Annotated in this window: 28 protein-coding genes and 1 pseudogene; 17 read left to right on the forward strand and 12 right to left on the reverse strand. The window is 67.2% G+C overall.

All coding sequences use genetic code 11. The annotated features are described in order from the left end of the window. Positions 1 to 400: 400 nt before the first annotated feature. Entirely contained in the window at positions 401 to 1,024 is a 624-nt protein-coding gene (locus Q7V45_RS25180) for a UbiX family flavin prenyltransferase (protein WP_304857097.1), read from the forward strand. 102 nt (positions 1,025 to 1,126) lie between these two features. Further along, entirely contained in the window at positions 1,127 to 2,134 is a 1,008-nt protein-coding gene (locus Q7V45_RS25185) for a Bug family tripartite tricarboxylate transporter substrate binding protein (protein WP_304857098.1), read from the forward strand. A 134-nt stretch (positions 2,135 to 2,268) separates the two neighbouring features. Here the strand turns inward: Q7V45_RS25185 and Q7V45_RS25190 are convergent, their stop codons facing one another. Both Q7V45_RS25190 and Q7V45_RS25195 read right to left on the reverse strand, forming a co-directional pair. Further along, positions 2,269 to 3,780: a class I adenylate-forming enzyme family protein gene (locus Q7V45_RS25190; RefSeq protein WP_304857099.1), complete on the reverse strand. Its 1,512-nt coding sequence runs from the start codon at positions 3,778 to 3,780 to the stop codon at positions 2,269 to 2,271. Between the two features lie 51 nt (positions 3,781 to 3,831). Further along, positions 3,832 to 4,575 (reverse strand): SDR family oxidoreductase, encoded by a 744-nt coding sequence (locus Q7V45_RS25195; protein WP_304857100.1) that lies wholly within the window; start codon positions 4,573 to 4,575, stop codon positions 3,832 to 3,834. Positions 4,576 to 4,646: 71 nt separating this feature from the next. Here Q7V45_RS25195 and Q7V45_RS25200 point away from each other — a divergent pair, with 71 nt between their 5' ends. From Q7V45_RS25200 to Q7V45_RS25215, 4 genes are all read left to right on the forward strand, one after another. Further along, on the forward strand, positions 4,647 to 5,027 hold the full coding sequence (locus tag Q7V45_RS25200) for a Rid family hydrolase (RefSeq protein ID WP_304857101.1): 381 nt from the start codon (positions 4,647 to 4,649) through the stop codon (positions 5,025 to 5,027). A gap of 31 nt (positions 5,028 to 5,058) precedes the next feature. Next, positions 5,059 to 5,523, forward strand: coding sequence for a hypothetical protein (locus Q7V45_RS25205; RefSeq protein ID WP_304857102.1), 465 nt, complete (start codon positions 5,059 to 5,061; stop codon positions 5,521 to 5,523). 8 nt (positions 5,524 to 5,531) lie between these two features. Beyond that, complete coding sequence (locus tag Q7V45_RS25210) at positions 5,532 to 6,059, forward strand: hypothetical protein (protein WP_304857103.1); 528 nt, start codon at positions 5,532 to 5,534, stop codon at positions 6,057 to 6,059. Positions 6,060 to 6,201: 142 nt separating this feature from the next. After that, complete coding sequence (locus Q7V45_RS25215; RefSeq protein ID WP_304857104.1) at positions 6,202 to 6,519, forward strand: hypothetical protein; 318 nt, start codon at positions 6,202 to 6,204, stop codon at positions 6,517 to 6,519. On the opposite strand, the gene Q7V45_RS25220 is transcribed toward Q7V45_RS25215, so the two are convergent. After that, positions 6,500 to 7,519 carry an alpha/beta hydrolase gene (locus Q7V45_RS25220; protein WP_304857105.1) on the reverse strand — a complete coding sequence of 340 codons (1,020 nt, stop codon included), beginning with the start codon at positions 7,517 to 7,519 and terminating at the stop codon, positions 6,500 to 6,502. The genes Q7V45_RS25215 and Q7V45_RS25220 overlap by 20 nt on opposite strands. Here Q7V45_RS25220 and Q7V45_RS27090 point away from each other — a divergent pair. From Q7V45_RS27090 to Q7V45_RS25230, 3 genes are read left to right on the forward strand one after another with little or no spacing between them, the layout of a single operon-like run. Continuing rightward, complete coding sequence (locus Q7V45_RS27090; protein WP_370692659.1) at positions 7,518 to 7,727, forward strand: zinc-finger domain-containing protein; 210 nt, start codon at positions 7,518 to 7,520, stop codon at positions 7,725 to 7,727. The two genes, Q7V45_RS25220 and Q7V45_RS27090, sit on opposite strands and share 2 nt — an antisense overlap. Before the next feature lie 11 nt (positions 7,728 to 7,738). Further along, entirely contained in the window at positions 7,739 to 8,197 is a 459-nt protein-coding gene (locus tag Q7V45_RS25225) for an acyl dehydratase (protein ID WP_304857106.1), read from the forward strand. A gap of 6 nt (positions 8,198 to 8,203) precedes the next feature. Next, complete coding sequence (locus tag Q7V45_RS25230) at positions 8,204 to 9,013, forward strand: phytanoyl-CoA dioxygenase family protein (protein ID WP_304857107.1); 810 nt, start codon at positions 8,204 to 8,206, stop codon at positions 9,011 to 9,013. A 1-nt stretch (position 9,014) separates the two neighbouring features. Here the strand turns inward: Q7V45_RS25230 and Q7V45_RS25235 are convergent, their stop codons facing one another. From Q7V45_RS25235 to Q7V45_RS25260, 6 genes are read right to left on the reverse strand one after another with little or no spacing between them, the layout of a single operon-like run. Beyond that, the gene (locus Q7V45_RS25235; RefSeq protein ID WP_304857108.1) at positions 9,015 to 9,392 is read right to left on the reverse strand and encodes a hypothetical protein; all 378 of its coding nucleotides are present in this window, start codon (positions 9,390 to 9,392) and stop codon (positions 9,015 to 9,017) included. 49 nt (positions 9,393 to 9,441) lie between these two features. Then, positions 9,442 to 10,464, reverse strand: coding sequence for an NADPH:quinone oxidoreductase family protein (locus tag Q7V45_RS25240; protein ID WP_304857109.1), 1,023 nt, complete (start codon positions 10,462 to 10,464; stop codon positions 9,442 to 9,444). 17 nt (positions 10,465 to 10,481) lie between these two features. Further along, complete coding sequence (locus Q7V45_RS25245; protein ID WP_304857110.1) at positions 10,482 to 11,249, reverse strand: crotonase/enoyl-CoA hydratase family protein; 768 nt, start codon at positions 11,247 to 11,249, stop codon at positions 10,482 to 10,484. 9 nt (positions 11,250 to 11,258) lie between these two features. Next, a complete protein-coding gene (locus Q7V45_RS25250) occupies positions 11,259 to 11,639 on the reverse strand; it encodes a hypothetical protein (protein ID WP_304857111.1) in 381 nt (126 codons plus the stop codon). Next, entirely contained in the window at positions 11,636 to 12,097 is a 462-nt protein-coding gene (locus Q7V45_RS25255) for a hypothetical protein (protein ID WP_304857112.1), read from the reverse strand. The genes Q7V45_RS25250 and Q7V45_RS25255 overlap by 4 nt, the downstream gene beginning before the upstream one ends. 4 nt (positions 12,098 to 12,101) lie before the next feature. Then, positions 12,102 to 13,289: a urate hydroxylase PuuD gene (locus Q7V45_RS25260; RefSeq protein WP_304857113.1), complete on the reverse strand. Its 1,188-nt coding sequence runs from the start codon at positions 13,287 to 13,289 to the stop codon at positions 12,102 to 12,104. 88 nt (positions 13,290 to 13,377) lie between these two features. On the opposite strand from Q7V45_RS25260, the gene aceB reads away from it, so the two are divergent. The 4 genes from aceB to Q7V45_RS25280 all read left to right on the forward strand — a co-directional run bounded on the left by aceB (position 13,378) and on the right by Q7V45_RS25280 (position 18,079). Beyond that, a complete protein-coding gene (gene aceB / locus Q7V45_RS25265) occupies positions 13,378 to 14,997 on the forward strand; it encodes a malate synthase A (RefSeq protein WP_304857114.1) in 1,620 nt (539 codons plus the stop codon). Positions 14,998 to 15,132: 135 nt separating this feature from the next. Then, on the forward strand, positions 15,133 to 16,665 hold the full coding sequence (locus tag Q7V45_RS25270) for an acyl--CoA ligase (RefSeq protein WP_304857115.1): 1,533 nt from the start codon (positions 15,133 to 15,135) through the stop codon (positions 16,663 to 16,665). A gap of 10 nt (positions 16,666 to 16,675) precedes the next feature. Next, on the forward strand, positions 16,676 to 17,644 hold the full coding sequence (locus Q7V45_RS25275; protein WP_304857116.1) for a 2-dehydropantoate 2-reductase: 969 nt from the start codon (positions 16,676 to 16,678) through the stop codon (positions 17,642 to 17,644). Positions 17,645 to 17,659: 15 nt separating this feature from the next. After that, a complete protein-coding gene (locus Q7V45_RS25280; protein ID WP_304857117.1) occupies positions 17,660 to 18,079 on the forward strand; it encodes an N-acetyltransferase in 420 nt (139 codons plus the stop codon). A 285-nt stretch (positions 18,080 to 18,364) separates the two neighbouring features. Here Q7V45_RS25280 and Q7V45_RS25285 read toward each other — a convergent pair whose 3' ends face one another. Together Q7V45_RS25285 and Q7V45_RS25290 are read right to left on the reverse strand one after the other, a co-directional pair. Next, entirely contained in the window at positions 18,365 to 19,225 is an 861-nt protein-coding gene (locus Q7V45_RS25285; RefSeq protein WP_304857118.1) for a uracil-DNA glycosylase family protein, read from the reverse strand. Next, positions 19,222 to 20,250, reverse strand: coding sequence for an alpha/beta fold hydrolase family protein (locus Q7V45_RS25290; RefSeq protein ID WP_304857119.1), 1,029 nt, complete (start codon positions 20,248 to 20,250; stop codon positions 19,222 to 19,224). Before Q7V45_RS25290 ends, Q7V45_RS25285 begins: the two co-directional genes overlap by 4 nt. Positions 20,251 to 20,344: 94 nt before the next feature. Between Q7V45_RS25290 and Q7V45_RS25295 the strand changes: the two genes are divergently transcribed. Genes Q7V45_RS25295 through Q7V45_RS25305 form a run of 3 tightly spaced genes read left to right on the forward strand, consistent with a single transcriptional unit; the run spans position 20,345 to position 24,673 of the window. Further along, positions 20,345 to 22,024 (forward strand): electron transfer flavoprotein-ubiquinone oxidoreductase, encoded by a 1,680-nt coding sequence (locus Q7V45_RS25295; protein ID WP_304857120.1) that lies wholly within the window; start codon positions 20,345 to 20,347, stop codon positions 22,022 to 22,024. 5 nt (positions 22,025 to 22,029) lie between these two features. Then, positions 22,030 to 23,820 (forward strand): tetratricopeptide repeat protein, encoded by a 1,791-nt coding sequence (locus Q7V45_RS25300; protein ID WP_304857121.1) that lies wholly within the window; start codon positions 22,030 to 22,032, stop codon positions 23,818 to 23,820. Positions 23,821 to 23,836: 16 nt separating this feature from the next. Beyond that, positions 23,837 to 24,673 (forward strand): 4-(cytidine 5'-diphospho)-2-C-methyl-D-erythritol kinase, encoded by an 837-nt coding sequence (locus tag Q7V45_RS25305; RefSeq protein WP_304857122.1) that lies wholly within the window; start codon positions 23,837 to 23,839, stop codon positions 24,671 to 24,673. Here Q7V45_RS25305 and Q7V45_RS25310 read toward each other — a convergent pair. Next, a complete protein-coding gene (locus Q7V45_RS25310; RefSeq protein ID WP_304857123.1) occupies positions 24,665 to 25,012 on the reverse strand; it encodes a peptidoglycan-binding protein in 348 nt (115 codons plus the stop codon). The two genes, Q7V45_RS25305 and Q7V45_RS25310, sit on opposite strands and share 9 nt — an antisense overlap. Here Q7V45_RS25310 and Q7V45_RS25315 point away from each other — a divergent pair. Next, positions 24,930 to 25,315 (forward strand): annotated as a pseudogene (locus tag Q7V45_RS25315) (hypothetical protein); the annotation flags it as partial. The gene Q7V45_RS25310 and the pseudogene Q7V45_RS25315 sit on opposite strands and share 83 nt — an antisense overlap.

Here is a 25,315-nt window from a genome sequence, read left to right on the forward strand (position 1 = left end):
TGCCATTATGCTGTTTTCCCACTGTGACCACAGTGTGAGCGCACGCGCCAAATGGACCTGCCCTGAGGGCCGAACATCCGCTTGTTTATTGGTTTTTCCACTCAGGAACGGTGCCCACTTCGGAGGGCAGCGCTCTATCCAGCTGAGCTACGGGTCCAGCGCGGCGGACCATACCGGAGGGGCCTCGGCTGCGCAACGCACCCGCTCTGAGAGCGGGAGCGACCGTGTCGGCCCTGCCGGCGGCCAGGGTTGAGCGCCTCACCGCCCCTGCTAAGGTCGCGCCGCCGCAAGTCCAGCCTGTGCTGTTGCGCGTATCACCGAGGCAATTGGGGAGGTCCAGTCGTGTCCGAGTACGCGCTTCATACAGTCAACACCACGACCGGCGGCTGAGGGCTCTGGAATGACAGCAAGCGTACCCCTGCGGCGCATGGTGGTCGGCATCACCGGCGCCTCGGGAACGGTCTACGGCATCCGCGTGCTCGAGGCATTGCGCGCGCTCAAGATCGAGAGCCATCTCGTGATTTCCAAGGCGGGCGACCAGACGCGCTCGCTCGAGACCGACGTGTCGGCTTCGGAGCTGCGGGCGCTGGCCGATCACGTCTACGCCCCCGGGGACATCGCCGCGTCGATTTCGAGCGGCTCGTTCCAGACCATGGGCATGATCGTGGCGCCCTGTTCGGTGCGTACCCTGAGCGAGATCGCAACGGGGGTGACCTCAGGGCTCGTCTCCCGAGCCGCCGATGTCTGCCTGAAGGAGCGCCGGCGGGTCGTCCTGATGTTCCGCGAGACGCCACTGCATGCCGGCCACATCAAGAGCATGCTGGCCGTCACCGAGATGGGCGCCATCGTCGCGGTGCCGTCGCCGGCCTTCTATACGCGGCCGAAGACGGTCGACGAGATCGTGACTCATTCCGTCGCCCGGGTGCTCGACCTGTTCGGTCTCGACACCAGGACCTTCCCGCGATGGACCGGCCCCTCCCGCGGGGAGAAGCCGGCCGTCGCCCGGCGCCGGAGCGGCAAGTGATGGGGCGGTTGCAAATAGCCTTGCCCGAGCTGCCGGTTGGGCTTGGCGGCGTGCCGCGTTTGGGCGACATTCCGCCCACAAGAACCGATCGGGAGGAATGAGATGACCGACCATAGCCGCCGCGGCTTCGTCCGCGCTTCGGGCGCCGCCGCCGCGCTCGCCACCCTGGGACTCGCGGGCCGTGCGGGCGCGCAGGGCACCCCGCCGCTCGAATCCGTGCGCATCGTCACCGGCTTCCCGCCGGGCGGCACCTCCGACACGCTGTGCCGCCGGGTCGCCGAGGGGATCAAGGGCAGCGCCTATACCAAGGCGGCCATCGTCGAGAACAAGGCGGGCGCCGGCGGGCAGATCGCCATCCAGTCGATGAAGGGCGCGGCGACCGATGGCAGCGTGATCCTGCAGACGCCGGCATCGATGCTGATGATCTATCCGCACATCTACAAGAAGCTCAACTACGACGCCTTCACCGACGTGACCCCGGTGACGCTCGCCTGCATCTTCGACTTCGGCTTCTGCGTCGGCCCCGCCGTGCCCGAGAGCGTGAAGAACATCCCGGAGTTCCTGGCCTGGTGCAAGGCCAACCCGGACAAGGCCAACTACGGATCGCCGGCGGCCGGCTCGGTGCCGCACTTCATCGGCGTGCTGCTGGGCCAGGCGGGCGGCATCGAGCTCAAGCATGTCGCCTATCGCGGCACGCAGCCCGCGGTGCAGGACATGGTCGGCGGCCAGATCCAGGCCGTCTCCGGCCCGGTCGGCGAGTTCACCCAGCAGGTTGCCGCCGGCAAGGCACGCCTCCTCGGCGTCTCGGGTGCGACCCGCAACCGCTTCGCGCCGAACGTGCCGACCTTTGCCGAGCAGGGCTACAAGGACCTGGTCTTCTCCGAGTGGTTCGGCTTCTTCGCCCCGGGCGGCACCCCGGCGCCGGTCGTGATGCGCGCCAACGAGGCCCTGCGCGCCGCGCTCGCCCAGAAGGACGTGATCGACGGCCTCGCCGTGATGGGCCTCGAGGTGAAGTCCTCGACCCCGCAGGAACTCGGCGCGCTCCTGAAGTCGAGCTACGACCGCTGGGGCCCGATCGTGAAGAAGATCGGGTTCACGGCGGACTCCTGAAGAATCCCCGTCGTCTCGACCGTAGCCGAGCGTAGCGAGGCGAAGCGGAGAGACCTTCTCTCCGCGAATTGCCGGCTCTTGGTGGAGAGAAGGTCTCTCCACTGCGCGCTAAGCGCTCCGGTCGAGACGACGGACTAAACCCGCTTCGCGTCGTCGCGCGCGTAGGTCGCCACCGCGCGGTCGACCAGGGTCTTGCGGTCGATCTTGTTCGTGCCTGCGAGCGGCAGTTCGTCGACGAACCAGACGGCGCGCGGATGGGCGTAGGCCGGGCCGTTGTCGAGGGCGAAGCGGCGAAGTCCCTCCTCTGTCGGTGACGTGCCGGGTTTCGCGACGACGAAGGCGACGGGGAGCTGGTACTTGATCTCGTCCGGCACCGGCACGACGCAGGCCTGCGCCACGTCGGGATGACGGCCCAGCAGCTTCTCGACCTCGCCGGGATAGACGTTCTCGCCGCCGCACTGGAACATGTCGTCGGCGCGGCCGACGAAGAAGACGAAGCCGTTTTCGTCGCGGCGCATCACGTCGCCGGTGTCGTACCAGCCGTCGATCAGGCGTTTCTTCGTATCGGCCTCGCGGTTGAGATACCCGCTCATCAGCGCCGGCGTGCGGATGTGCAGCACGCCCTGCGTGGGGCCGATCTCGGCGCCGCCGACGAACTTCACCTCGATGCCGGCGCGCGGATAGCCCAGCGCGCCCATCGGTTTCGGCACGCTGTCGGGATGCGGTCCGAAGCCCAGCGGCCCGGACTCCGTGGTGCCCCAGCTGTTGGCCGTCTCGGCATTGGGGAACATCCGGTGCATCTGCTCGAAGAATTCCGCCGTCGAGGGCGCCGAGCCCGTGACCGCGGTGGTGACGCAGCCGAGGTCCGCCTTGGCGAGTTCCTCGGTTTCGCGCATCACCAGCGCCAGCATGGTCGGAACCGAGGTGATCATGGCGACACGATTGCGGTCGATTGCGCGGATGAAGCCGCGGGCCGTGAAGTTCGTCATCAGCACGATCGTGCCGCCGTTGATCATCGCCATCTTGGCGCTGAACAGGCCGTTCATGTGGAACAGCGGCGCGGCGATGATGATCTTCTGGCCTTCGATGCCTGGCCGCTGCTCCGGCGTGGCGCCGGTCGCCCAGATATAGCCGCCATGGGTCAGCGGCACGCCCTTGGGCAGGCCGGTCGAACCCGACGTATAAAGGATCATGGCGACCTCTTCGGGCGCCATGTCGACCGGCTCGAACGCACCCGCGTCGAGCAGACCGTCGAGCTCCTCGATCGCGACGGTCGGCACCAGCGAACCGACCAGCGGCGCGCGCTCGGCGTCGGCGATCGCCAGCTTGACGGAAGAGTCCTTCATGATGTGGGCGACCGTTTCGCGCGGCAGCTTGTGATTGACGCAAACCGACACCAGCCCGGCCGCCATGGTGGCCATGTAGAGCACGAGATAGTCGGCGCTGTTGGCCGCCACGATGGCCACGGCCTCACCGCGCGCGAGCCCGCGCTTCAGCAGGCCGCGTGCCAGGGCGGCGATCCGGGTGCGCGCCTGGCCGTAGCTCAGCCGGAGCTGTTCATCGCCCTCGGGCGAAACCTGGATGATGAAGGGGCGGTCGGCCGGTGCCTGCGGGTCGAGGATGGCGGCGAGATTCTTGAGGTTCATGATTCCCTGATTGGTCGACGGAAGATGGTTCTGCAAGTGACGTGCCGGACTTCAGCGGCGGCGATGGAATTGCGAGCCGCCATACGACTGGTCGGTGGGCACGATCTCCATGAAGCTCACATCCATACGCTGCGGGGCGCCCAGCACGAACATGACCGCTTCGGCGATGTCGGTGGGCTGCAGCGTCTCGAAGCCGTCGTAGAACCGGCGACGTCCTTCCTCGCGATCCTCCATCAGGTCGAGATGGGCGCCGGTCTCGACCCTGCCTGGCGAGATCTCGGTCACCCGGACGCCCGAACCATGCAGGTCGAGGCGCAGCGTCTGGCTGAGATTGTGGAGGGCGGCCTTGGTCATGGCATAGACCGGCATGCCCGGCAGCGCCCAGGTCCCTGACGTCGATCCGAGATTGACGATATGGCCCAGCCCGCGGGCCCGCATGCCGGGCACGACGGCGGCGAGGCAGTTGAGCGTGCCGCGCAGGTTGACGTCCATCAGCGTGGCGATGTCGTCGGGGGCGGTCTCCCACGACAGGCCGCCGCGCACCGGGGCGGAGGCGTTGTTGACCAGGATGTCGGCGTCGAGCGAGCCCAGGGCGCTCAGCACCGTGTCGCGATGGGAGATGTCGAGCGCCATCGGCCGGCAGCCGGTTTCCTGCGCCAGGTCGGTCAGATCCTCGGCCGAGCGGGCGACGGCATAGACGTCGAGCCCGCCGATCGTGAGCTCGCGGACGATCGCCGCGCCGATGCCGCGGCTCGCGCCGGTGACGATGGCGGTGCGATAGCGATCGAGTGACAAGGCTTCCTCCTTTGCCCGGCGCGAACGGCCGCCTAGAGTGCCACCATAGCGCATCGAAGCAGGAGCGAGGCATGGCCAAGAAAGTCTTTCCCGACGGTACCGAGGTGGCGGGCTTCTACGTCCGCACCGTCAGGAGCGGGCCGTTCGTCTTCGTGTCGGGCACGGCCTCGCTCAATCCCAAGGGACAGGTCCAGGGCAAGGATGCGGCCCAGCAGACGACGATCACCATGCGCAAGATCGAGGCCGGGCTGAAGTCCGCCGGGGCGAAGCTCGGCGACCTCGTGCGGACGACGATCTACGTGACCGACATCCGCGACATGGGGGCCGTGAGCACGGCTTTGGCTAAGTCGCTGAAGGGCGCGGTGGTCACATCGACGCTGGTGGCCGTCAGCGCCCTTGCCGTGCCGGGCCTGCTGGTCGAAATTGAGGCCACGGCCGTCGTCGATGAGTGATGAGGGGCGGCGGTTGATCGGGGAGAGCTGGATGAGCGGGAAGAGAGCAGGGTTGCTGGGGCGCCGACAGGCGCTGGTCGGGTCCGTGGGGGCCATGGGAACGATGCTGGCGGCGCCGGCGATCGCCCAGCAGCGGGTCAAGTCCGGGACCGTCAACATCGAGCAGGTTCAGGTGGCTTTCTTCGGCAGTGGCAATGTCGGCAGCGGCACCCTGCACTATGAGGGCCGCAGCTACCGCTTCTCGGTCGGTGGCCTGGGTGTCGGCGGGTTCGGTGTCTCCAAGATGGAAGCCTATGGCGACGTCTACAATCTGAAGGAGCTGCGCCAGTTTCCCGGCGCCTACGGCCAGGCGCGCTATGGCGCGGCCTATGGCGACAAGGGCAAGGGCGAGATGTGGCTGGAGAACACCAACGGCGTGATGATCGACCTCAAGACGCGCCGCCAGGGTCTCGCCGTGTCGCTCGGCGCCGACGCCGTCATCATCGACTTCAAGTGAGGCCGCCCATGACGATGTTCAGCCGCGCCCTCGCGGGCGCCCTCGTTCTCCTGGCTGCCGCTCCGGCGGTCGCGCAGGATGAGACCCAGACCTTCAATGCTTTCGCGGTGGTGCTCGCCAACGGCTCGGTCGTGCGGGCCGGCGAGAAGCAGCTCGTCGTGGCCGGCAACCTGGCTGGTCCCATGTTCGTCGAGACCGACGAGGGACCGCAGCAGGCCGGCCGCGTCGGCTGCGCCCTGTCGTCGAAGATCGACCAGGCCAGCCGCAAGACCAGCGCCACAGGGGCCTGCAGCTTCACGGCCCATGACGGCGCCACCGCCTGGGGCGAATGGGACTGTGCGGGCTACGAACTCGTCGGCTGTCGCGGCACGTTCAGGCTGACGGGTGGCACGGGCCGCTTTGAGGGCGCGAGCGGGGAGAGCACCCTCATCTGGCGTCCGACGGCCTTCGAGCTGAACAAGCAGCTCGATGGCATGGCGCTCGACAACGCCAGCGGCATCGTGCTGTGGCGCGAGTTCAAGCTGAAGGGCAAATAGCCTCGATTGACCGGCGGATAGGGAAACAGGGTGCGCTACGGGCGTTTTTCGAGGGAGGCTGCGAAGCGCCCGACCTTGCACCCGTCCGGCAGCGCGCGGTACTGTCCGTCGCTCCTCTAATGGGGCGACGGGGGGAGAGACAATGAGGACGCGCTCGACGATGCAGTGGATGTTCGTGATGGGCATCACAAGTCTGGTCGCGGCCTGCAGCATGGCGAAGAGTACGCCCGGCCCCGATTCCCGGACGGAAACGAATGCCACGCAGGTGACCTGGACCGATGGCAAGCCCGCCATCGCGATCAGCTGCAAGGAGCCCGGCGCGTGTCACACCCGTGCGGTCGCGATGTGCAACAGCACGGGCGGCAACTATGTCACGCTGAAGATGGAAAACATGCCGACGCGTGGCGACATGTCCGAGATCCGCGGCGCCGCCTCGGTCGTCATTCGCTGCGGGACCTAGCGCGGGCCTGACCGCTGCGCTTCGATCCCCAGAGGTTCGACATTTCGGGCAGGGATTTCGAGGCGTCCGCCCCCGACGGGAGTTGGGCCTCGTTATCCAGAATCCAGGCAACGACGTCGGCCGTCACGGCCGGTCCGGCCTTGTCGCGCATCAACAGGTGATAGCCGTTCTTGTAGAAGGCGAGCTTCGAATCCGGCCGCGGCGGCATGATTTCGATGGCCGCCTTGACCGGTTCCTGCGGCACGATGCGATCGCCCAGCCCGTACATCATGAGATAGGGTTCCTGGACCCGGGCAGCGGAAGCACGTGCGTCGTCCATCAGGTCGACCAGCCCGTAGGCCATGTCGAGGCGGGGCTGACGCAGCATCATCGGGTCGTTGCGCAGCTTGTCGATGGTCCTGGGATTGTCGGTCGGCTGGTAGTCGATCGAGGTCGGTCCGGCGGGCATCCAGGGGATGGTGTGGGCAAAGAACCACAGGCCTGCGGTGGCCACCGGTCCGAACGTGTCCCGCGAGCGGACGGCCGCGGCCGACAGGATCAGCCCGTCCGATTCGGTCCCGCGATCGGCCGCCACCAGCACCACCGCGCCGCCCATGCTCTCGCCGGCCAGGTAGAACGGCACGCCGGGATGTCGGGCCCGCACCAGGGCCGCGACTGTCCTGGCATCCTCGACCAGCGTGTCCGTGCCCGGCCAGCGCCCGCGGGTCGGGCTGCCGCCGAAGCCGCGTTGGTCGTAGGCGTAGGTGGTGATGTCGGCGCCCGACCAGAGTCCTGCCGGCTCCTCCCAGGCCATGCGGTAGTCGCCGAAGCCATGCAGGGCCAGGATGACCGCCTTGGGGGCGCCGTTTGCCGCAGGCCAGATCGACAGCGGTAGCGAAGTTCCGTCTGCCGCGACATAACGGTCGTCGGTCAGCTGCGGCGTCTGCACCGCGCCGCCCGCCGGAACGACCGTCGGGGCGCAGGCGGAGAGCATGACCGCGGCCGCGGAGGCCGCTATCATGCGCCGGCGTAACAGGAGTGGGATTGTGACGGAGCCGTTTGAAGTCATCACTGTCGATACTGACCGCGTCGCCTGCGATGGCGGGGGCGGCGCGTTGGGCCATCCCAAAGTGTACCTCAACCTGGGCCCGGAAGGACACGTCGAGTGTCCCTACTGCAGCAGGCTCTACAAGCTGCGCGAAGGCGCACATCCCGCCCACGCTCACTGAAGGAACGACCCATGAAACAGCTCGGTGAAGGCTGGAACTGGCGCGACCTCAAGGTCGGCGAGAAGTTCGTCACCTATGGCCGAACCATATTCGAGTCCGATCTCCTGAACTTCGTGACCCTTTGCGGCTTTTCCGAGGAGTTGTTCACCAACAGGGAATACATCAGGGAGCACGCGCCCATGCGCGGCGGGCATCCCGTGCCGGGCGCCCTGGTCTACTCCATGGCCGAAGGGCTGGTGATCCCGACGACCTTGCAGGGAACCGGCCTTGCCTTCCTGTCGATGGGCTTCGACATCAAGGGGCCGACCTACGTGAACGACACGCTCCACGTCGAGATCGAGATCACCGAGATCAAGCCGACCTCCAAGGACCCGATGCGCGCCCTGGTGAGGACCACCAACCTGGTCAAGAACCAGAAGGGCGAGACGGTGCTGGTCTACACGCCGCTGCGCATGCTGCAGGGAAGCTGACCTCCGATGCCGATGCCGACCGACGCCGAGATCGCCCGCTACCGCGAGGATGGCGCCGTCTGCCTGCGCGGCGCCATTCCCCTGGAATGGATCGAGCGGATGCGCGCAGCCGTGGACGACGACATGGCGAGTCCCGGGCCGATGGTGCGGATCAACACGCCGCAGGGCGCGCCCGGCCTGTTCTTCGTCGACTTCCAGCTGTGGCAGCGCCATCCGGCGGCCCGCGCCTTCGTCTATGAGTCGCCGGCGCGCGAAATCGTGGCGAGGCTCATGGGCTCAAGGGAGGTGGTCTATTATCACGACCATCTCCTGGTGAAGGAGCCGGGTACGCAGGAGCGCACGCCCTGGCATCACGACCAGCCCTACTATCCGATCGACGGCGAGCAGGTGATCTCGCTGTGGACCCCGCTCGATCCGGTCGATCGCGAGACCTGCGTCGAATACGTGAAGGGTTCGCACCGCTGGGGACGCTGGTTCCAGCCCAAGTTCTTCAAGCAGGGCGGTGTCGACCTGCAGGTCCAGGACAGCCGCTTCGAGCCGCTGCCCGATCTCGATGCCGAGCGCAGCGAACACGAGTTTCTCGCCTGGGACATGGAGCCGGGCGACGTCATTGCCTTTCATGCGCTCACGCTCCACGGCGCCTCGGGCAACCGCTCGACCGCCCGTCGCCGTCGGGCTTATGCGACGCGCTGGTGCGGCGACGATGCCCGCTACGGCGCCCGCGCCGGACAGATCTCGCCGCCGATCGAGGGGCACGGGCTGAAGCCGGGCGACCGGCTCGAATGCGAGACCTTTCCCAAGGTCTGGCCGGCGTAAATCAGGAGCCTGAGTCGAACCCGTCCAGCCATTCGCGGGCAAGGTGCAGTTCGCGGAAGATCTTCACGGGACGGTCGCCTTCGGCCAGCACCTCGAACAGTCTGGCCTGCTGGTAGGCGCGTTCGGTGACCGCCACGATGGCAAGCGGGCCGAGCTTGCTCATCTTCTGATAGGCGCGGATGCGAGCGCCGAGCACCATCATGTCGGCGTCGCTCAGCATCATGCGGGCAGCCGTCGTGTCGAAGATCTTCCGGTAGGGCAGGGCGTCGGCGACGGTCACGCCGTCGAGATACTCTTCGACATCCGCGAGTCGCAGCTCGTCGCGCGCGACAGCAATCACCAGTTGGTGCGGCTTGGAGATTGTCCACTGGACCGGCATGCCAACGGACTATGCCGGAACGACTGCAGGACCGACAAGCGCCTACGCGTTACGGAACCAGGACAGCCTTGCCGACGACGGTGCGTTCCTCGATCAGGCGAAAAGCCTTCACCCAATCTGCAAGATCGTAGGTTGCCGCCACGGTCGCCTTGAGCTTGCCCTCGGTGAACCAGTGCGTGAGTTCCTTTTGCGCATCCGCCACGAGCGCACGGCGCCGGGCGAGGGCCTCTGCCTCCTTGGGCGACGGCACGCCCTTGCCGCCCCAGCCATTCCAGTAGCCGTAGTAGAAGCCGATCACCGTCACGTTCTTGACCAGCAGGATGTTGGCCGGGATCTGCGGGACGGTGCCGCTGGCGAAGCCCATCGGGATGAGGCGGCCCTCGGGCGCCACGCAGCGCAGCGACGCATCGAAGGCCGATCCACCGACCGGATCGTAGATGACATCGGCGCCGCGGCCGCCGGTAACTTCCAGTACCTTGGTGCGCAAATCCTCCGCGCGATAGTCGATCAGATGATCGGCGCCGGCTTCGCGCGCGGCCTTCAGCTTGTCGGCGCCGCCGGCGCTGGCGATCACGATCGCGCCCATGGCCTTGCCGACCTCGATGGCGGTGAGGCCCGAGCCGCCGCCCGCGCCGTGCACCAGCAGCACTTCTCCGGGCTGCAGGTTGGCCTTCCACTTCAGGGCGCCATAGGCCGTGGGGTAGAGCGTCGGGAAATTGGTCGCCTCGGCATAGGGCATGATCTCGGGGATCTGCACGAGGTTTGCGGCCGCCGCCGTCGCGTACTCGGCGAAGGCACCCTGGCTGACGCCCGTCGCGATGCGGTCACCCACGGAAACGTTGGTCACGCCGTCGCCCAGCGCCACGACATGGCCGGCCAGTTCGTTGCCGGGCACATAGGGCATGGGCGGCTTGTTCTGGTGCTTGCCCTGCACGCCCAGCATCGCGGCGAAACTCACCCCCGCGGCCCGGACCTTGACCAGCACCTCGCCGGCCTTCGGCACGGGCTGCGGAATGTCCTCGACCTTCAGACTGTCGATCGGACCATAGGCATGACAAACCAGCGCCCGCATATTCTCTACCTCTCGAACTATTTCTTGAATTGGCCGTGCCGGCCTTCGCCCTGGGCGAAGCGCGCCGCGCCGCTCTGCGATTCCCGTCGCCGTGCCTCGAGCGACAGTTCCATCTCGCGACGGATCGCTGACGCCTCGTCGCGGTCGAAGCTCTCATAGGCCGACTGGCGGTCCGACGTCATGGCGATCGGCGGGAAGCCCGCGATCTGGCGGGCCAGCGCCTCGGCCTCCGCGCGCGTCGTGCCGCGCGCCACCTTGCGCGTGGCCAGGCCGATCACGATCGCCTCGTCGGCACCGACGGCGCGGCCGGTCAGCAGCATGTCCATGGCGCGGCCCTGGCCCACGATGCGGGGCAGGCGGACGGTCGTGCCGTCGCTCATCGGCACGCCCCAGCGGCGCGAGAAGACGCCGAAGGTCGCCGTCTCGTCGACGATGCGGATGTCGCAGAAAAGCGCGACGCCCAGGCCGCCGGCGCAGGCATGGCCCTCGATGGCGCCGATCACCGGCTTCGACAGGGGCGCCCGCAGCGGGCCCTGGTCGCTGCCGGCCCAGGGAAAATAGTCCGTTCCCGATCCCAGCTCCTTGAGATCGGCGCCGGCGCAGAAGGCGCCGCCCGCGCCGGTCAGCACGGCGACGCGGGCTTCGGCATCGGCATCGAAGGCGCGCAAGGCATCGGCCAGCCCGTGCGCCGCCTCGTTGTCCAGCGCGTTCCTGGCCTGCGGCCGGTTGATGATGATGGTGGTCACCGGCCCCTGGGCCTCGACCAGAATTTTCGGCGTGCTCATGCCATTGTCTTAGCGAACCGTGGCGAGCTCGTCTTCAAGCTGGGCGTTGGAGCGGGTCGGTGTGCGGAAGTACCACCAGTTCTCCTGGGGGGTCCATTTTTCCTTGCGCGCGGTGCCGTGTCCCCAGACGCAGCGCTTGAAGTCGCGCGTCGCGGCCATGAAGGCCCGGTCCGCCTCGTCGAGCTTCAGCGCGTGGTCGCCCATCTCGTCGCGGCCGAACATCGGCAGCGCCTCGAGGATCAGCTCGCGCACGTCGACATCGTTCAGCCAGTTGTCGAGGTCGAACGTGTAGACCTGCCGTTCCAGATCTCTGGCAAAGGCAGCCCACTGGTCGATCAGCTCCTGCAGTTCCGCGACGTCGGGCGGGCCGGGTGGCGGTGGCGGCTTCAATCGTTCCCCCGTTGGGATTGCCGACGGTAATAACGCTCGCCGTCGTTGGGTTTGAAGAAGGTGCGTATGATGCCGTTGGAATTGAACGCGATGAAGGCGCCAGTGTCACGGTCGAAACGGGTGACGACGCCATCCCGCCGCACTGTCTCGAGGACAGGTCCGCCGACCTTCGCATCGCGCAGCAACTGCGCCTGGCGGAGATAGTCCTGCTTCGTGATGCGCCCGAATTCGCTGCCATGCTTCTGGTAATGATCGTCGAGGCGCCGCTGGTCGGCGAAGCCCACGCTCGCGCCCCAGCCCTGGCCCGCCTCGCGTGCCTCGGCGGAAATCGTGGCACCGCGCGCGACTTCGCGTTGTCCGCGTTCGGAGGTCTGGGTCCAGAAGAGGAAGATCGCGACCGCCGCCAGCGCCGCCGTCAGCAGACGGCGCCACGACAAGCCGCGGGAGCGGACGTTCATGAGCCTATTGTGCGCCGCCTTTGAACCAGCGCGCAATCATGCGGCGCTCGGCATCGGTGATGTTCGTCATGTTGCCGGGTGGCATGACGCGCGAGGCGGCGGCCTGCTGGTTGATGGCCGCGGCCATGGCGTGAATTTGTGCGGGAGTCTCGAGCAGGAGTCCCTTGGGCGGCGCCAGGAAGCCTTCCTGGGTGGGCTTTGCGGCATGGCAGGACGTGCAGCGCGCCTGGATGATGGGCTGGACCTCGGCGAAGGCCACCGGTCCGCCGCCGTCGGCGCTCGGCCTCGGGAGGGCGAGCAGGGCCGTGAAGGCGATGAAGACGAAGCCCGCCGCAAGGACCAGCGGGTTGGCGTTGCCCTTGTGGCGCTGGACGAACCAGACGCGGATCAGGGCGCCGGCGATCGAGATCGTCAGCAGCAGCACCCAGTTCCACTCGTGGCCGTAGAGGCCGGCATAATGGTTGCTGATCATCGTGAACAGCACCGGCAGTGTGAAATAGGTGTTGTGGACCGAGCGCTGGCGGCCACGCAGCCCGTGGATCGGGTCGGGGATGCGGCCCTCCTCCTTGGCCTTCACCAGCTCGCGCTGGCCCGGGATGATCACGAAGTAGACGTTCAGCACCATGATGGTGCCGAGCATCGCGCCGAAATGGATGTAGGCGCCGCGGCCGGAGAAGATGTGGCAGAGCGCCCAGGCGGCGGCGACGCAGTAGAGGAAGATGAGGCCGCCCAGCACGACGTCGTCCTGGCCCAGGGTCGAGCGGCAGAGAAAGTCGTAGACCAGCCATCCCAGCACGAGGAACCCGAGCCCGATGGCGATCGCCTGCGCCTGCGTCAGCGGCATTACCGCCGGGTCGATCAGCGCGACCTCGGCGCCGTAGTAATAGACGAGGCAGAGCAGGAAGAAGCCGGTGACGAGGGTCGTATAGGCTTCCCACTTGAACCAGTGCAGTTCGGGCGGCAGCCGCTCCGGCGCGACCTTGAACTTCTTGGCCGTGTAGAAGCCGCCGCCATGGACTGCCCAGACCTCGCCGCCGATTCCCCTGGCCTCGTCGGCCGGGTCGAGCGGCTTGTGCAGGTGGTTGTCCAGCCAGATGAAATAGAAAGAGGCGCCGATCCAGGCGATGCCCACGATCATGTGAGCCCAGCGCAGCAGCAGATTCAGCCAGTCTACGACGAAAGCGGCGTCCATGAACCCTCGTAGCGCCTTGCCGGGTACCGCCTCAAGGCGGTAAATCGCCCTTTCGACTGAAACCGAAAGAATTTCGAGGGGAACGACGATGGCGGCTTTGGACCTTCCTGCAGGTGTGACGATCGACGGCGCCCTCAAGCCCGGTTTCGAAAAGGTGCTCACGAAAGAGGCAGTCGCCTTCGTCGCCGACCTGCAGCGCAAGTTCAACGCCCGCCGCGAGGAACTCCTGGCCCTGCGCGTCGAGCGTCAGAAGCGCCTCGACGCCGGCGAGAAGCCGGACTTCCTGCCCGAGACAGCCAAGATCCGGGAGAGCGACTGGACGGTCGCGCCGCTGCCCAAGGACATCCTCGACCGCCGGGTCGAGATCACCGGGCCGGTCGACCGCAAGATGATCATCAACGCGCTGAACTGCGGCGCCAACGTCTTCATGGCCGACTTCGAAGACGCCTCGACCCCGACCTGGGCCAACATGATCGAGGGCCAGTACAATCTGGCCGACGCGGTGCGCCGCCAGATCGACTATGTCGATCCGGTCAGCGGCAAGGCCTACAAGCTGAACGACACGATCGCGACTCTGTTCGTGCGCCCCCGCGGCTGGCATCTGCTGGAGAAGCACATGACCGTGGACGGCAAGCCGATGTCGGGCTCGCTGTTCGATTTCGGCCTGTACTTCTTCCACAACGCCAAGGAAGCGCTGTCGCGCGGCACCGGGCCGTATTTCTACCTGCCGAAGCTCGAGAGCCATCTCGAGGCGCGGCTGTGGAACGACGTGTTTGTCGCAGCACAGGACGCACTCGGCGTGCCGCAGAAGTCGATCAAGGCCACTGTGCTGATCGAGACGATCGTCGCCACCTTCGAGATGGACGAGATCCTGTGGGAGCTGAAGGACCATTCCGCCGGCCTCAACTGCGGCCGCTGGGATTACATCTTCTCCTTCATCAAGAAGTTCCGCGAGCAGGAGTGGGCGGTGCTGCCCGATCGCGGCACGGTCGGCATGACCTCGCACTTCCTGCGCTCCTACAGCCAGCTCGTGATCAAGACCTGCCATCGCCGCGAAGTGCATGCGATGGGCGGCATGGCGGCGCAGATTCCGATCAAGAACGATCCGAAGGCCAACGAGGAGGCGATGGGCCGCGTCCACGCCGACAAGAAGCGCGAGGCCGGTGACGGCCATGACGGCACCTGGGTCGCCCATCCCGGCCTGGTGCCGATCGCCAAGGCCGAGTTCGATGCGGTCATGAAGGAAGCCAACCAGATCGCGCGCAAGCGCCAGGACGTGCACGTCACCGCGGCCGACCTGATCCAGATCCCCACCGGGCCGAAGACCGAGGCGGGCCTGCGCCAGAACGTGGCCGTGGGCATCGGCTATGTCGAGGCTTGGCTGCGCGGCATCGGCTGCGTGCCGCTGTTCAACCTGATGGAAGACGCCGCCACCGCCGAGATCAGCCGCGCGCAGGTCTGGCAGTGGGTACGCCACAACCAGAAGCTCGACGACGGGCGCGCCATCACCAAGGAACTCGTGCGCCAGATCGTGCGCGAGGAGAACGACAAGGTGAAGGCGCAGATCGGCGAGGAGGCCTATGCCAAGGGCCGCTACGAGGATGCGGCCCAGCTGATGATCGACCTCGTCGAGCAGCCGCAGTTCTACGAGTTCCTGACCCTGCCGGCCTACGATCGCATCATTGCCGACGAGAAAGCGGCGGTCTGAGAGGGCTGATCAAGCACTTACCTCATCCTGAGGAGCACCGCTGCGCGATGCTCCTCAGGGTGAGGCTATCGGGGGCTGTTCATAGCCTGTTGTTTTTGGCTGCATTCGTTTCGAGTGAGACTCTGAGGACAGACGATGATCAAGACCGTTTACGACGTCACCTCCGCGGGCAAGCCCGATGCGCCGGCGATCGGCGCACCGGGCCGGCCGTGGCTCACCTATGGCGGCCTGAAGAAGCTGACGGACGATACGCTGGCGGCACTGAACGCCGTCGGCATCGGCCGCGGCGACCGCGTCGCCATGGTCGCACCGAACGGGCCGGAGATGGCGTCCTCGTTCATCGCCGTCGCCTCCGGTACCAGCTCAGCGCCGCTCAATCCCGCCTATCGTGCCGACGAGTTCGAGTTCTACCTCGACGACCTGAAGCCCAAGGCGGTGATCGTGCAGCAGGGCATGGACAGCCCCGTACGCGGCATGGCCGAGAAGGTCGGCGTGCCGATCATCGAGCTGATCCCGACCGCCGACGGCCCGGCCGGCAGCTTCACGCTCGACGTGTCGGCGCTGAAGCCGGCCAAGGCCGCGAGCCCCGGTACGTCGGTCGACGGCGAGATCGCCCTGGTGCTCCACACGTCGGGCACGACGGCACGGCCGAAGATCGTGCCGCTGTCGACGGCGAACCTCGCGGCCTCGGCGCGCCACATCGCGGAGTCGCTGGCGCTGACGCCGGGCGACCGCTGCATGAATATCATGCCGCTGTTCCACATCCACGGGCTGATCGCCGCGACGCTCTCGTCGCTGGGGGCCGGCGCCGCGGTGTCGTGCACGCCGGGCTTCAACGCGCTGCGCTTCTTCGCCCAGCTCGAGGAGGTGAAGCCCACCTGGTACACGGCCGTGCCGACCATGCACCAGGCGATCCTGACGCGGCTGCGCAGCCACGCCGATGCGGCGAAGGCCGCCAGGCTGCGCTTCATCCGCTCCTCGTCGGCCTCGCTGCCGCCGCAGGTCATGCTGGAACTCGAAGCCGCCTTCGACTGCCCGGTGATCGAGGCCTATGGCATGACCGAGGCCAGCCACCAGATGGCGTCGAACGCGTTGCCCCCGGGCAAGCGCAAGCCCGGCGCCGTCGGCCTGCCGGCGGGGCCCAAGATCGCCATCATGGACGAGGCCGGCCACTTCCTGCCCCAGGGCACGATCGGCGAGGTCGTGATCCAGGGACCGAACGTGACGGCGGGGTACGACAACAATCCCGATGCCAACCTGAAGGCCTTCGCCGAGGGCTGGTTCCGCACCGGCGACCAGGGCCGCTTCGACGAGGATGGCTACCTGTTCCTGACCGGCCGCCTGAAGGAGATCATCAACCGCGGCGGCGAGAAGATCAGCCCGATCGAGGTCGACACGATCCTGATGGATCATCCGGCGGTCGAGCAGTGCGTGACCTTCGCGATCCCCCATCACATGCTGGGCGAGGATGTCGGCGCGGTCGTCGTGCTGCGGGCAGGCCAGGAGGCGACGGAGCGCGAGCTGCGCGACTTCGTGGCCAAGCACGCAGCCGACTTCAAGGTGCCGCGCAAGGTCGTGTTCGTGAGCGAGATCCCCAAGGGCGCCACCGGCAAGCTGCAGCGCATCGGCCTTGCCGCCAAGCTCGGCCTCGCCGAGGCAAAAGCCTGAGGACGATGACGTGACCTCGATCTGCGTTTTCGGCGCCGGTGCGATCGGCGGCCTGATGGCGGCCAAGCTCGAGATGGCCGGCACGCCTGTCACCGTGGTCGCGCGCGGCCCCCATGGCGAGGCGCTGCGCACCAGGGGGCTCGTGCTGCTGAGCGACGGCAAGGAGACGGTGACGGAACCGCGCGTCGCCTCCGATCCGAAGGAGATCGGCCCGCAGGACTACCTCGTCCTGACCCTGAAGGCGCATTCGCTGCTGCCGGCCATGGAGCAGCTGAAGCCGCTGATCGGGCCGCACACCACCATCGTCGCGGCGATCAACGGCGTGCCCTGGTGGTACACCTACAAGCTCGGCGGCGCGTTCGAAGGCAAGCGCATCGAATCGGTCGATCCCGGCGGTGAGCTAACGGCCGCGCTGCCGCCCTCGCAGGTGCTGGGCAGCATCGTCTATCCGGCGGCCGACGTGGTCGAGCCGGGCGTGATCCACCACACCTACGGCGACCGCTTCACGCTGGGAGAGCCGGACGGCAGCCGCAGCGAGCGCGCGGCGAAGCTGTCGGAACTGCTGATCAAGGCCGGCCTCAAGGCGCCGGTGCGCCCGCGCATCCGCGACGAGCTGTGGGTCAAGCTCTGGGGCAACATGGCTTTCAACCCGATCAGTGCGCTGACCGGCGCGACCCTCGACAAGGTGATCCGCGATCCAGGAACGCATGCCGTCTGCCGCGCTCTCATGGTCGAGGGGCAGGCCGTCGCCGAGAAGCTCGGCGTGAAGTTCGCCATCAACGTCGACAAGCGCATCGCCGGCGGTGCCGAAGTGGGTGCCCACAAGACATCGATGCTGCAGGACCTCGAACGCGGCCGGCCGCTCGAGATCGAGGCGCTTCTGGGCGCCGTCGTTGAGATGTCGGAATGGGTCGGCGTCGACATGCCGATCGGCCGCAGCGTGCTGGCGCTGGTCCGCCAGCGTGCCGTGATGCGCTGAGGTGGCTGGGCGCTGATGGAAAAGGTCGAGCTCGTCTTCGATCCCGACAATGCGCGCGCTGCGGGCTATGTGGGCGAACGTCTGTCGATGTTCAATTCGAGCCGCACCGGCAGGTCCGACTACTATCCCTGCAAGATTTTCCTGAAAGGCGAGAAGGACGAAACCCTGGGCGGCCTGCTCGGCTACCTATGGTCGGACTGGCTGTTCGTGTCGACCCTGTGGGTCGACGAGGCGCTGCGCGGCCAGGGCCACGCCACGCGTCTGATGGACGCCGCCGAGGACTATGCCCGCACGCGCGGCTGTCACTCCGCCCATCTCGACACCCACACCTGGCAGGCCCGCCCGTTCTACGAGAAGCGCGGCTACGAGGTCTTCGCCACCCTCGACGACTACCCGCCGGGCCATAAGAAGTTTTTCTTGAGGAAGAAGCTCTGAGCGCTCTTTGATGAGGAACCCTAGCCGAGGACTGTAGATTTTAGAGACTTTCCATTTCAACCTGACCCATTCACCTCATCGTCCCCGCAAATAAACGAAACTAACGAAATAAACGAAACAAATGAAGCGGAGGTGGTGCCCTCCTGGAATTTGTGTCGTGGTGACCGTCGATGGATCGGCGTGGCTCGCCAGCCTTCTCCAAAAACCCAGTTAAAACAGCGTGATAGAGCGACTTGCTTATCCCGAGGTGCTCGATGGGCTCGGCTTCGGCCGAGATGACGGGCTTCAGCGAACGCCCAGCTCCTTTAGCCGCTTGTCGAGCGACAGGAGGTCGGCCCAGCTCTGGCGTTTGCTGGCCGGCGTGCGCAGCAGGTAGGCGGGATGGAAGGTCGGCAGGGCCGGGACTTCGCTGCCGTCGTCGAGCGTGAGCGTCGTCCATTTGCCGCGCAGGCGGGTGATGCCCTCGGTCGTGTTCAGCACGGCCTTCACCGCGGTGCCGCCGGCCAGCACCACGATCTTCGGGCGGGCGAGTTCGATGTGGCGGCGGGTGAAGGCAAGGCAGATCGCCTGCTCGGACAAAGTCGGCGTGCGGTTGCCCGGCGGCCGCCAGAACAGAATGTTGGTGATGTAGAGGTCGCGCTCGCGGCTCATGCCGATGGCGGCAAACATGCGGTCCATGAGCTGGCCGCTCACGCCGACGAACGGCTTGCCGAGCCGATCCTCGTCCGCGCCCGGCGCTTCACCGACGATCATCACCGGCGCGCCGGCGACGCCATCGGCGAACACCGTGTTCTTGGCCGTGCGCTTCAGCGCGCAGCCTTCGAAAGCGCGCACGGCTTCTTCGAGTTCGGCGATGCTGGTCGCCCGGCGCGAGACCTCGCGCGCGTCTTCGGCGAGCTGCGGTGATTCCAGCGGCACGGGCGCGCGCGCGACCGCCGGTGCGGTCGGCGCACGGATCGGCGTCGGCGCCGCAGGTGTCGACGCGGCGGGTCCCGCGGAGGCAGCTGGAGCGGCGGCAACCGCCGTCGGCGGCGGCAGCGCGACGCGGTCGATCGCCTCCTCGCCGATCGTCTCGTCGATCCCGTGATCGACGTACCAGCGCAGCAGCGCGGCGGCGTCCTGCGGAGCGAACGCCGCCTCGATCATGCCAGGCTCTTGAGGAAGGCACCCAGGATCGGCGCCCACATCGCGGCGTCGGCATGGCTCGCCATGTGGCCCTTGTCCGACGGCATCTCGACATAGGTGAGGTCGACGCCGGCCTTGCGCATGTCGAGCGCGTGGGCGGCGCAGTCGGTGAGGTCGAACAGTCTGTCGGTCTTTGAGATGACGTAGAGGACCTTGGTCTTCTTCAGCTGGTCGTACTGCCGGGTGATGTCGAACCCGTCGATCGCGCGCCGCAGGGTGACCAGCGAATGGCCGTCGTAGATCTGCGCCCAGCTCTTGGCGGCGACCTTGGCCTCGGCTTCGCCCTGGCCGTAGTTCAGCAGCGTCTCGTAGCGGATCTGCTCCAGGGTGCCGGCAATGCCGCCGTTCTCGTAGTACCAGCCGCCGTTCCAGTTCGGATCGCTGGCGAGTCGCTTCTGCAGCGCCTCGAGGCCGCCGAGGCGGCCGGGCGCGCGCGGCGCGGTGACGGAGGCGGCGATGCCCTTCATGAAGCCGGGGTAGGAGGCGGCCCACTGGAACGACTGGAAGCCGCCCATCGACGGACCGACCACGGCCACCAGGCTCTTCAGGCCGAGCGAATCGACCAGCAGCTTCTGGCTGGCCACCATGTCGCGCAGGGTGACCTCGGGAAAGGTCGGCCCGTAGGGCTTGCCGGTGCCGGGATCGATCGAATTGGGGCCGGAACTGCCGTGCGCGGAGCCCAGCGCGTTCACCGACACGACGAAATGCCGGTCGGTGTCGATGGCCTTGCCCGGCCCGATCAGCCCGTCGAACCAGCCGGCCGACCCCTCGGCGACGCCGCGGCCCTGCTTGCCGGCGGCATTCCTGCCTGCAGCGTGATGGGACGAGGTGTAGCCGTGCACGACGAGGATGGCGTTGTCCTTGGCTGGCGACAGGGTGCCGTAGGTTTCGTAGGCAAGTTCGAGGATGGGTAGCGTCTTGCCACTTTCCAGCCTGAAATCGCGTGCAGAGAAGGTCTGGCTCTCGATATCGATCAACTCTGGCACGGGAATTCCCCTTTTCAGCGGGTAGCGATCCTGCCCCCGACACGCTATCTAAATCAAAGGATTGCCGTCCGACAGGCGTGCGTCCATCGGGAAAATGGAATTGCAGAGCGAGATGGGCATGACGCGCGAGGCGATGGAATACGACGTGGTGATCGTGGGTGGTGGTCCGGCCGGACTGTCGGCAGCGATTCGCCTGAAGCAGCTCGCCGCGGAGCGCAACCACGAAGTCTCCGTCTGCCTGATCGAGAAGGGTTCGGAACTGGGCGCGCACATCCTGTCCGGCGCCGTCGTCGACCCGATCGGCCTCAACGAGCTCATCCCGGACTGGAAGGAAAAGGGCGCGCCGCTCGAGACCCAGGTCACCGACGACCAGTTCCTGTTCCTGACGAAGAGCGGTTCCTACCGGTTCCCCAACTTCCTGCTGCCGCGGCTGATGAACAACCACGGCAACTACATCGTGAGCCTCGGCGAGGTCTGCCGCTGGCTCGGCCAGCAGGCCGAGGCGCTGGGCGTCGAGATCTATCCAGGCTTTGCCGCGGCCGAGGTGCTCTACAACGAGGACGGCTCGGTGAAGGGCGTCGCGACCGGCGACATGGGAGTGGCCAAGGACGGCACCCACAAGGACAGCTACACGCCCGGCATGGAACTGCACGCCAAGTACACCTTGATCGGCGAGGGCGTGCGCGGCTCGCTGGCCAAGCAGCTCATGGCGAAGTTCGACCTGCGCGACGGCGTCGATCCGCAGAAGTTCGGCATCGGCATCAAGGAACTGTGGCAGGTCGAGCCGGCCAACTTCCGCAAGGGCCTGGTGGTCCACTCGCAGGGCTGGCCGCTGTCGGAGACCGGCAGCTCGGGCGGTTCGTTCATGTACCATTTCGGCGACAACCTCGTCGCCATCGGCCTCGTGGTGCATCTCAGCTACGAGAACCCGTACCTCTCGCCGTTCGACGAATTCCAGCGCTTCAAGACGCATCCGGACGTCGCCAAGTATCTCAAGGGCGGCAAGCGCCTGGTCTATGGCTCGCGCGCCATCAACGAGGGCGGCATCCAGTCGGTGCCCAAGCTCACCTTCCCCGGCGGCGCGCTGATCGGCTGCTCGGCGGGCTTCGTCAACGTGCCGCGCATCAAGGGCAGCCACAACGCGGTGAAGAGCGGCATGTTGGCCGCCGAGGCGGCGTTCGAGGCACTTGCCGGCGGCAAGACCGGCGGCGACGAGTTGATCGCCTATCCGGTAAAGCTGAAGGCGTCGTGGGTCTGGAAGGACCTCGACAAGGTGCGCAACGTGAAGCCGGCGCTGAAGTGGGGCACCACGCTCGGCACGCTGTACGGCGGCATGGACATGTGGCTGCACGATCTCGGGCTGCGCGTGCCGTGGACCCTGCACCATCACAAGGCCGACCATGAGACGCTGCGGCCGGCCAGCGAGTTCCAGCCGATCCAGTATCCCAAGCCCGACGGGGTGATCTCCTTCGACAAGCTCTCCTCGGTGTTCCTGTCGAACACCAACCACGAGGAGGACCAGCCGGTTCACCTGAAGCTGCGCGATCCGTCGATCCCGATCGCCGTCAACCTGCCGCTCTATGCCGAGCCCGCGCAGCGCTACTGCCCGGCCGGCGTCTACGAAGTCGTGACGGCCGACAATGGGCAGCCGCGCTTCCAGATCAACGCGCAGAACTGCGTGCACTGCAAGACGTGCGACATCAAGGATCCCGCACAGAACATCGATTGGAGCGTCCCCGAAGGCGGTGGCGGTCCCAATTACCCCAACATGTGAGCTGCATGAACCGTACCTCCTTCGCGCTGCTTTCCGCCGCGCTGCTGCTCGCTGTTCCCGTCTCCGGCCAGGCCCAGCAGGGCCCGGCGCCCCAGGGCGGCGCAAAGCCACCGGCGACGCGGTCGCCGGCAGTCCAGCCCGGCCAGCGGCTGGCGCCGATCTCGCTGCAGGGCCGTTACCTCGCCGCCCGGGTCGGCGAACAGGATCACGATTACGACGCCGCGGCCGACCAGATGGATCAGGCTCTGGCGCTGACGCCGCTCGACCCCGAGCTGATCTATGCCGTCTTTCGCCTTCGCATGTATGCCGGCCGTATCGATTCGGCGGCCGAGCTGGCACCGGCGGTGCTGGCGACACGGCCGGGCGACGGCTTCGCCAATCTCGTGATGGCGATCCAGGCCATCAAGAAGGGTGAATACAAGGCCGCCGAACAGCAGCTCAGCAAGATCGGCGCCGAGAATCAGCTGGGCGCGCTGCGCGAATACGTGATGGCGTGGCTGAAGGCCGGCGAAAAGGACTACGCGGCCGCGCGGGCTCTGCTCGTGCGTTTGAAGCCCCCGGCCGGCGAGCGATCCGAGGCGCCGTCACTGGTCGTCGAGGGTCAGATCGACGAGATGGCGGGGGACAAGGCTGCCGCAGAGGCGAAGTACCGGCGCGCCATGTCGATCGACCGCAACGGGCTGCGCACCACGATCTCGGTCGCCGAAGGGCTGCGGCGTCTCGGCAAGGACGCCGAAGCGCGGGAGATCCTGAAGAACTACGGCACGCGCTACAGCGACTCCGTCGTCATGGACGGGCTGATGGGTCCCAATGCGCCCATGCCCAAGCCGCCGACGCCGGCCTCGGGCATCGCCGAAATCCTGTTCGACATCGGCGGCATCCTCGCCTCCGATCCGCGCAACCAGCGCACCGATCTTGCGCTGATCTTCTACCAGCTCGCCACCGCGCTGAAGCCGGACCAGGATTTCGCCTGGCTGATGATCGCGGGCCTGTACGAGCAGTTCAACCAGATCCCAAAGGCGGTTGCCGCGCTGGGCAAGATCGGCCCGAACTCGCCGCTCTACTGGCAGGCGAGGCTGCGAACGGCGGCGCTCGACGCCCAGGAAGACAAGTTCGACCAGGCCGTCGCCCGCCTCAGGACGCTGGTGGCCGAGAAGCCCGATCGCATCGACGCGGCGCTGACCCTGGCCGACCTGTTGCGAAGCAAGGACCGCTTTGCCGAGGCGGTCGCCGCCTACGACACGGCGATCTCCCGGCTGGGCACGCCCGACGAGCGCCACTGGCAGGTCTATTTCGGCCGCGGGATCGTGCTCGAGCGCACCAAGAACTGGCCGAAGGCCGAGGCCGACATGAAGAAGGCGCTCGAGCTCTCGCCGGAGCAGCCCTACGTGCTGAACTATCTCGGCTACAGCTGGATCGACCAGGGCCTGCACCTGCAGGAAGGCATGAAGATGCTGGAGCGCGCGACCGAGCTGCGGCCGGACGACGGTTCCATCACCGACAGCGTCGGCTGGGCCTATTACCGGCTCGGCCAGTACGAGAAGGCGGTGGAGTGGCTCGAGCGCGCGACCGAGCAGAAGGGCGACGACGCGACGATCACCGATCACCTCGGCGATGCCTACTGGCATGTCGGCCGCCGTCGCGAGGCACGCTTCCAGTGGGAGCGCGCGCTGAACCAGAAGCCCGAAAAGGATCGCGTGCCGGTCATCCAGGACAAGATCGCCAACGGGCTGAACCCGTCGAACGACAAGCCGACCGTCTACGAGAAGGCTGCCGACTCCAAGCAGGGCGGCTGATCGAAGGGCAGGGGCCGTGCCGCGCGCGCGCGCCAAGGTCAATCTCTGGCTGCAAGTCGTCGGACGTCGCGCCGACGGCTTCCACCTGCTCGATTCGCTGGTCGCCTTCACCGATCTTGCCGACGAGATCGAGGTCGCACCTGCCTCCGACCTGACCCTCGAGATCGTCGGACCTGTCGCGGCTTCCCTCGAAGGCGATCCCGACAACCTGGTGCTGAAGGCCGCGCGCCTGCTTGCTGGCCGCGCCGGCGTGGCGCCGCGCGCTGCCATTCGTCTCACCAAGCGCATCCCCGTGGCGGCCGGGCTCGGCGGTGGATCGGCCGATGCTGCAGCAACCCTGCTCGCACTGGTCGAGCTGTGGCGTGTCGCGATGCCACAGGAGGAATTGTTCGATCTCGCCGAGACTCTGGGTGCCGACGTGCCGATGTGCCTCGCCGGCCGGCCTGCCCTGGCTTCAGGCATCGGCGAGCGTCTTGCGCCGGCGCCGGCCCTGCCGGCCTGCGCCATCCTGCTGGTCAATCCCGGCGTCGCGCTGCCGACGCCCGCCGTCTTCGGCGCGCGGCAGGGCAGCTTCTCGGCGGCCCGACCGATCGGCGAGGGCTGGCCGGACCTTGGTTCTTTGGCCGAGGACCTCGGGCGACGCGGCAACGACCTGACCGAGGCCGCGATCTCGCTGCAGCCGGAAATCGCCGGTGTCCTCGACCGGCTCAGGCGGAGCGACGGCGTCGCCCATGCCGCGATGAGCGGCAGCGGTGCGACCTGCTTTGGCCTCTATGCAACCATCGAGGAAGCGCAGCGCGCCGCGTCGCTGCTTCCTGTGTCGTGGTGGCGGCACGCCGGCCGCCTAGTTTGAGCTGTCCTTCGGCTTGGGCTTCATCAGGAGCTGCATCTCCTTCAGCGAGTTGAACAACTCCCGGTTCGCCTGGCCCGTGACCTTGAGCCCGGCCAGCCCCTCGTATTCGCGGATTGCCGCGCGCGTCGCCGGGCCCATGCGGCCATCGGGTGCGCGCTCGTAGAACCGCATCTCGCGCAGCAGCGCCTGGACGGCCCTGACCTGACCGGCTGAGGTTGCAGGCCACGCATCGGGATCGACAGGCGCTGCCTTGCGGATGTCGGCGGACGTGGGCGGCGGCGGTGGTGGCGCGGTTGCGGCGAGCTGGATCGGCTTTGGCGGTGCCGGCGGTGGCGGCATCGCCTTCCTGATGTCGGCGGACGTGGGCGGCGGCGGCGGTGGCGCGGTTGCGGCGAGCTGGATCGGCTTCGGCGGTGCCGGCGGTGGCGGCATCGCCTTCCGGATGTCGGCGGACGTGGGCGGCGGCGGCGGTGGCGCGGTTGCGGCGAGCTGGATCGGCTTCGGCGGCGCCGGCGGCGGCGGCATCGCCTTTCTGATGTCGGCCGATGTGGGCGGCGGCGGCGGTGGCGCGGTTGCGGCGAGCTGGATCGGCTTTGGCGGTGCCGGCGGTGGCGGCATCGACTTCCGGATGTCGGCGGACGT

The sequence above is a fragment of the Reyranella sp. genome (assembly GCF_030651995.1).
Classification (GTDB): Bacteria; Pseudomonadota; Alphaproteobacteria; order Reyranellales; family Reyranellaceae; genus Reyranella.

Bases quoted from the DNA above. Each gene is read 5' to 3' on its own strand.
- Q7V45_RS25300 (WP_304857121.1), top strand. From the start codon at position 22,030: ATGAACCGTACCTCCTTCGCGCTGCTTTCCGCCGCGCTGCTGCTCGCT.
- Q7V45_RS25245 (WP_304857110.1), bottom strand. From the start codon at position 11,249: ATGAGCACGCCGAAAATTCTGGTCGAGGCCCAGGGGCCGGTGACCACC.
- Q7V45_RS25230 (WP_304857107.1), top strand. From the start codon at position 8,204: ATGCCGATGCCGACCGACGCCGAGATCGCCCGCTACCGCGAGGATGGC.
- Q7V45_RS25260 (WP_304857113.1), bottom strand. From the start codon at position 13,289: ATGGACGCCGCTTTCGTCGTAGACTGGCTGAATCTGCTGCTGCGCTGG.
- Q7V45_RS25210 (WP_304857103.1), top strand. From the start codon at position 5,532: ATGACGATGTTCAGCCGCGCCCTCGCGGGCGCCCTCGTTCTCCTGGCT.
- aceB (WP_304857114.1), top strand. From the start codon at position 13,378: ATGGCGGCTTTGGACCTTCCTGCAGGTGTGACGATCGACGGCGCCCTC.
- Q7V45_RS25235 (WP_304857108.1), bottom strand. From the start codon at position 9,392: ATGCCGGTCCAGTGGACAATCTCCAAGCCGCACCAACTGGTGATTGCT.
- Q7V45_RS25185 (WP_304857098.1), top strand. From the start codon at position 1,127: ATGACCGACCATAGCCGCCGCGGCTTCGTCCGCGCTTCGGGCGCCGCC.
- Q7V45_RS25190 (WP_304857099.1), bottom strand. From the start codon at position 3,780: ATGAACCTCAAGAATCTCGCCGCCATCCTCGACCCGCAGGCACCGGCC.
- Q7V45_RS25180 (WP_304857097.1), top strand. From the start codon at position 401: ATGACAGCAAGCGTACCCCTGCGGCGCATGGTGGTCGGCATCACCGGC.
- Q7V45_RS25295 (WP_304857120.1), top strand. From the start codon at position 20,345: ATGGAATTGCAGAGCGAGATGGGCATGACGCGCGAGGCGATGGAATAC.
- Q7V45_RS25225 (WP_304857106.1), top strand. From the start codon at position 7,739: ATGAAACAGCTCGGTGAAGGCTGGAACTGGCGCGACCTCAAGGTCGGC.
- Q7V45_RS25255 (WP_304857112.1), bottom strand. From the start codon at position 12,097: ATGAACGTCCGCTCCCGCGGCTTGTCGTGGCGCCGTCTGCTGACGGCG.
- Q7V45_RS27090 (WP_370692659.1), top strand. From the start codon at position 7,518: ATGCGCCGGCGTAACAGGAGTGGGATTGTGACGGAGCCGTTTGAAGTC.
- Q7V45_RS25200 (WP_304857101.1), top strand. From the start codon at position 4,647: ATGGCCAAGAAAGTCTTTCCCGACGGTACCGAGGTGGCGGGCTTCTAC.
- Q7V45_RS25285 (WP_304857118.1), bottom strand. From the start codon at position 19,225: ATGATCGAGGCGGCGTTCGCTCCGCAGGACGCCGCCGCGCTGCTGCGC.
- Q7V45_RS25240 (WP_304857109.1), bottom strand. From the start codon at position 10,464: ATGCGGGCGCTGGTTTGTCATGCCTATGGTCCGATCGACAGTCTGAAG.
- Q7V45_RS25310 (WP_304857123.1), bottom strand. From the start codon at position 25,012: ATGCCGCCACCGCCGGCACCGCCAAAGCCGATCCAGCTCGCCGCAACC.
- Q7V45_RS25220 (WP_304857105.1), bottom strand. From the start codon at position 7,519: ATGATAGCGGCCTCCGCGGCCGCGGTCATGCTCTCCGCCTGCGCCCCG.
- Q7V45_RS25270 (WP_304857115.1), top strand. From the start codon at position 15,133: ATGATCAAGACCGTTTACGACGTCACCTCCGCGGGCAAGCCCGATGCG.
- Q7V45_RS25205 (WP_304857102.1), top strand. From the start codon at position 5,059: ATGAGCGGGAAGAGAGCAGGGTTGCTGGGGCGCCGACAGGCGCTGGTC.
- Q7V45_RS25215 (WP_304857104.1), top strand. From the start codon at position 6,202: ATGAGGACGCGCTCGACGATGCAGTGGATGTTCGTGATGGGCATCACA.
- Q7V45_RS25280 (WP_304857117.1), top strand. From the start codon at position 17,660: ATGGAAAAGGTCGAGCTCGTCTTCGATCCCGACAATGCGCGCGCTGCG.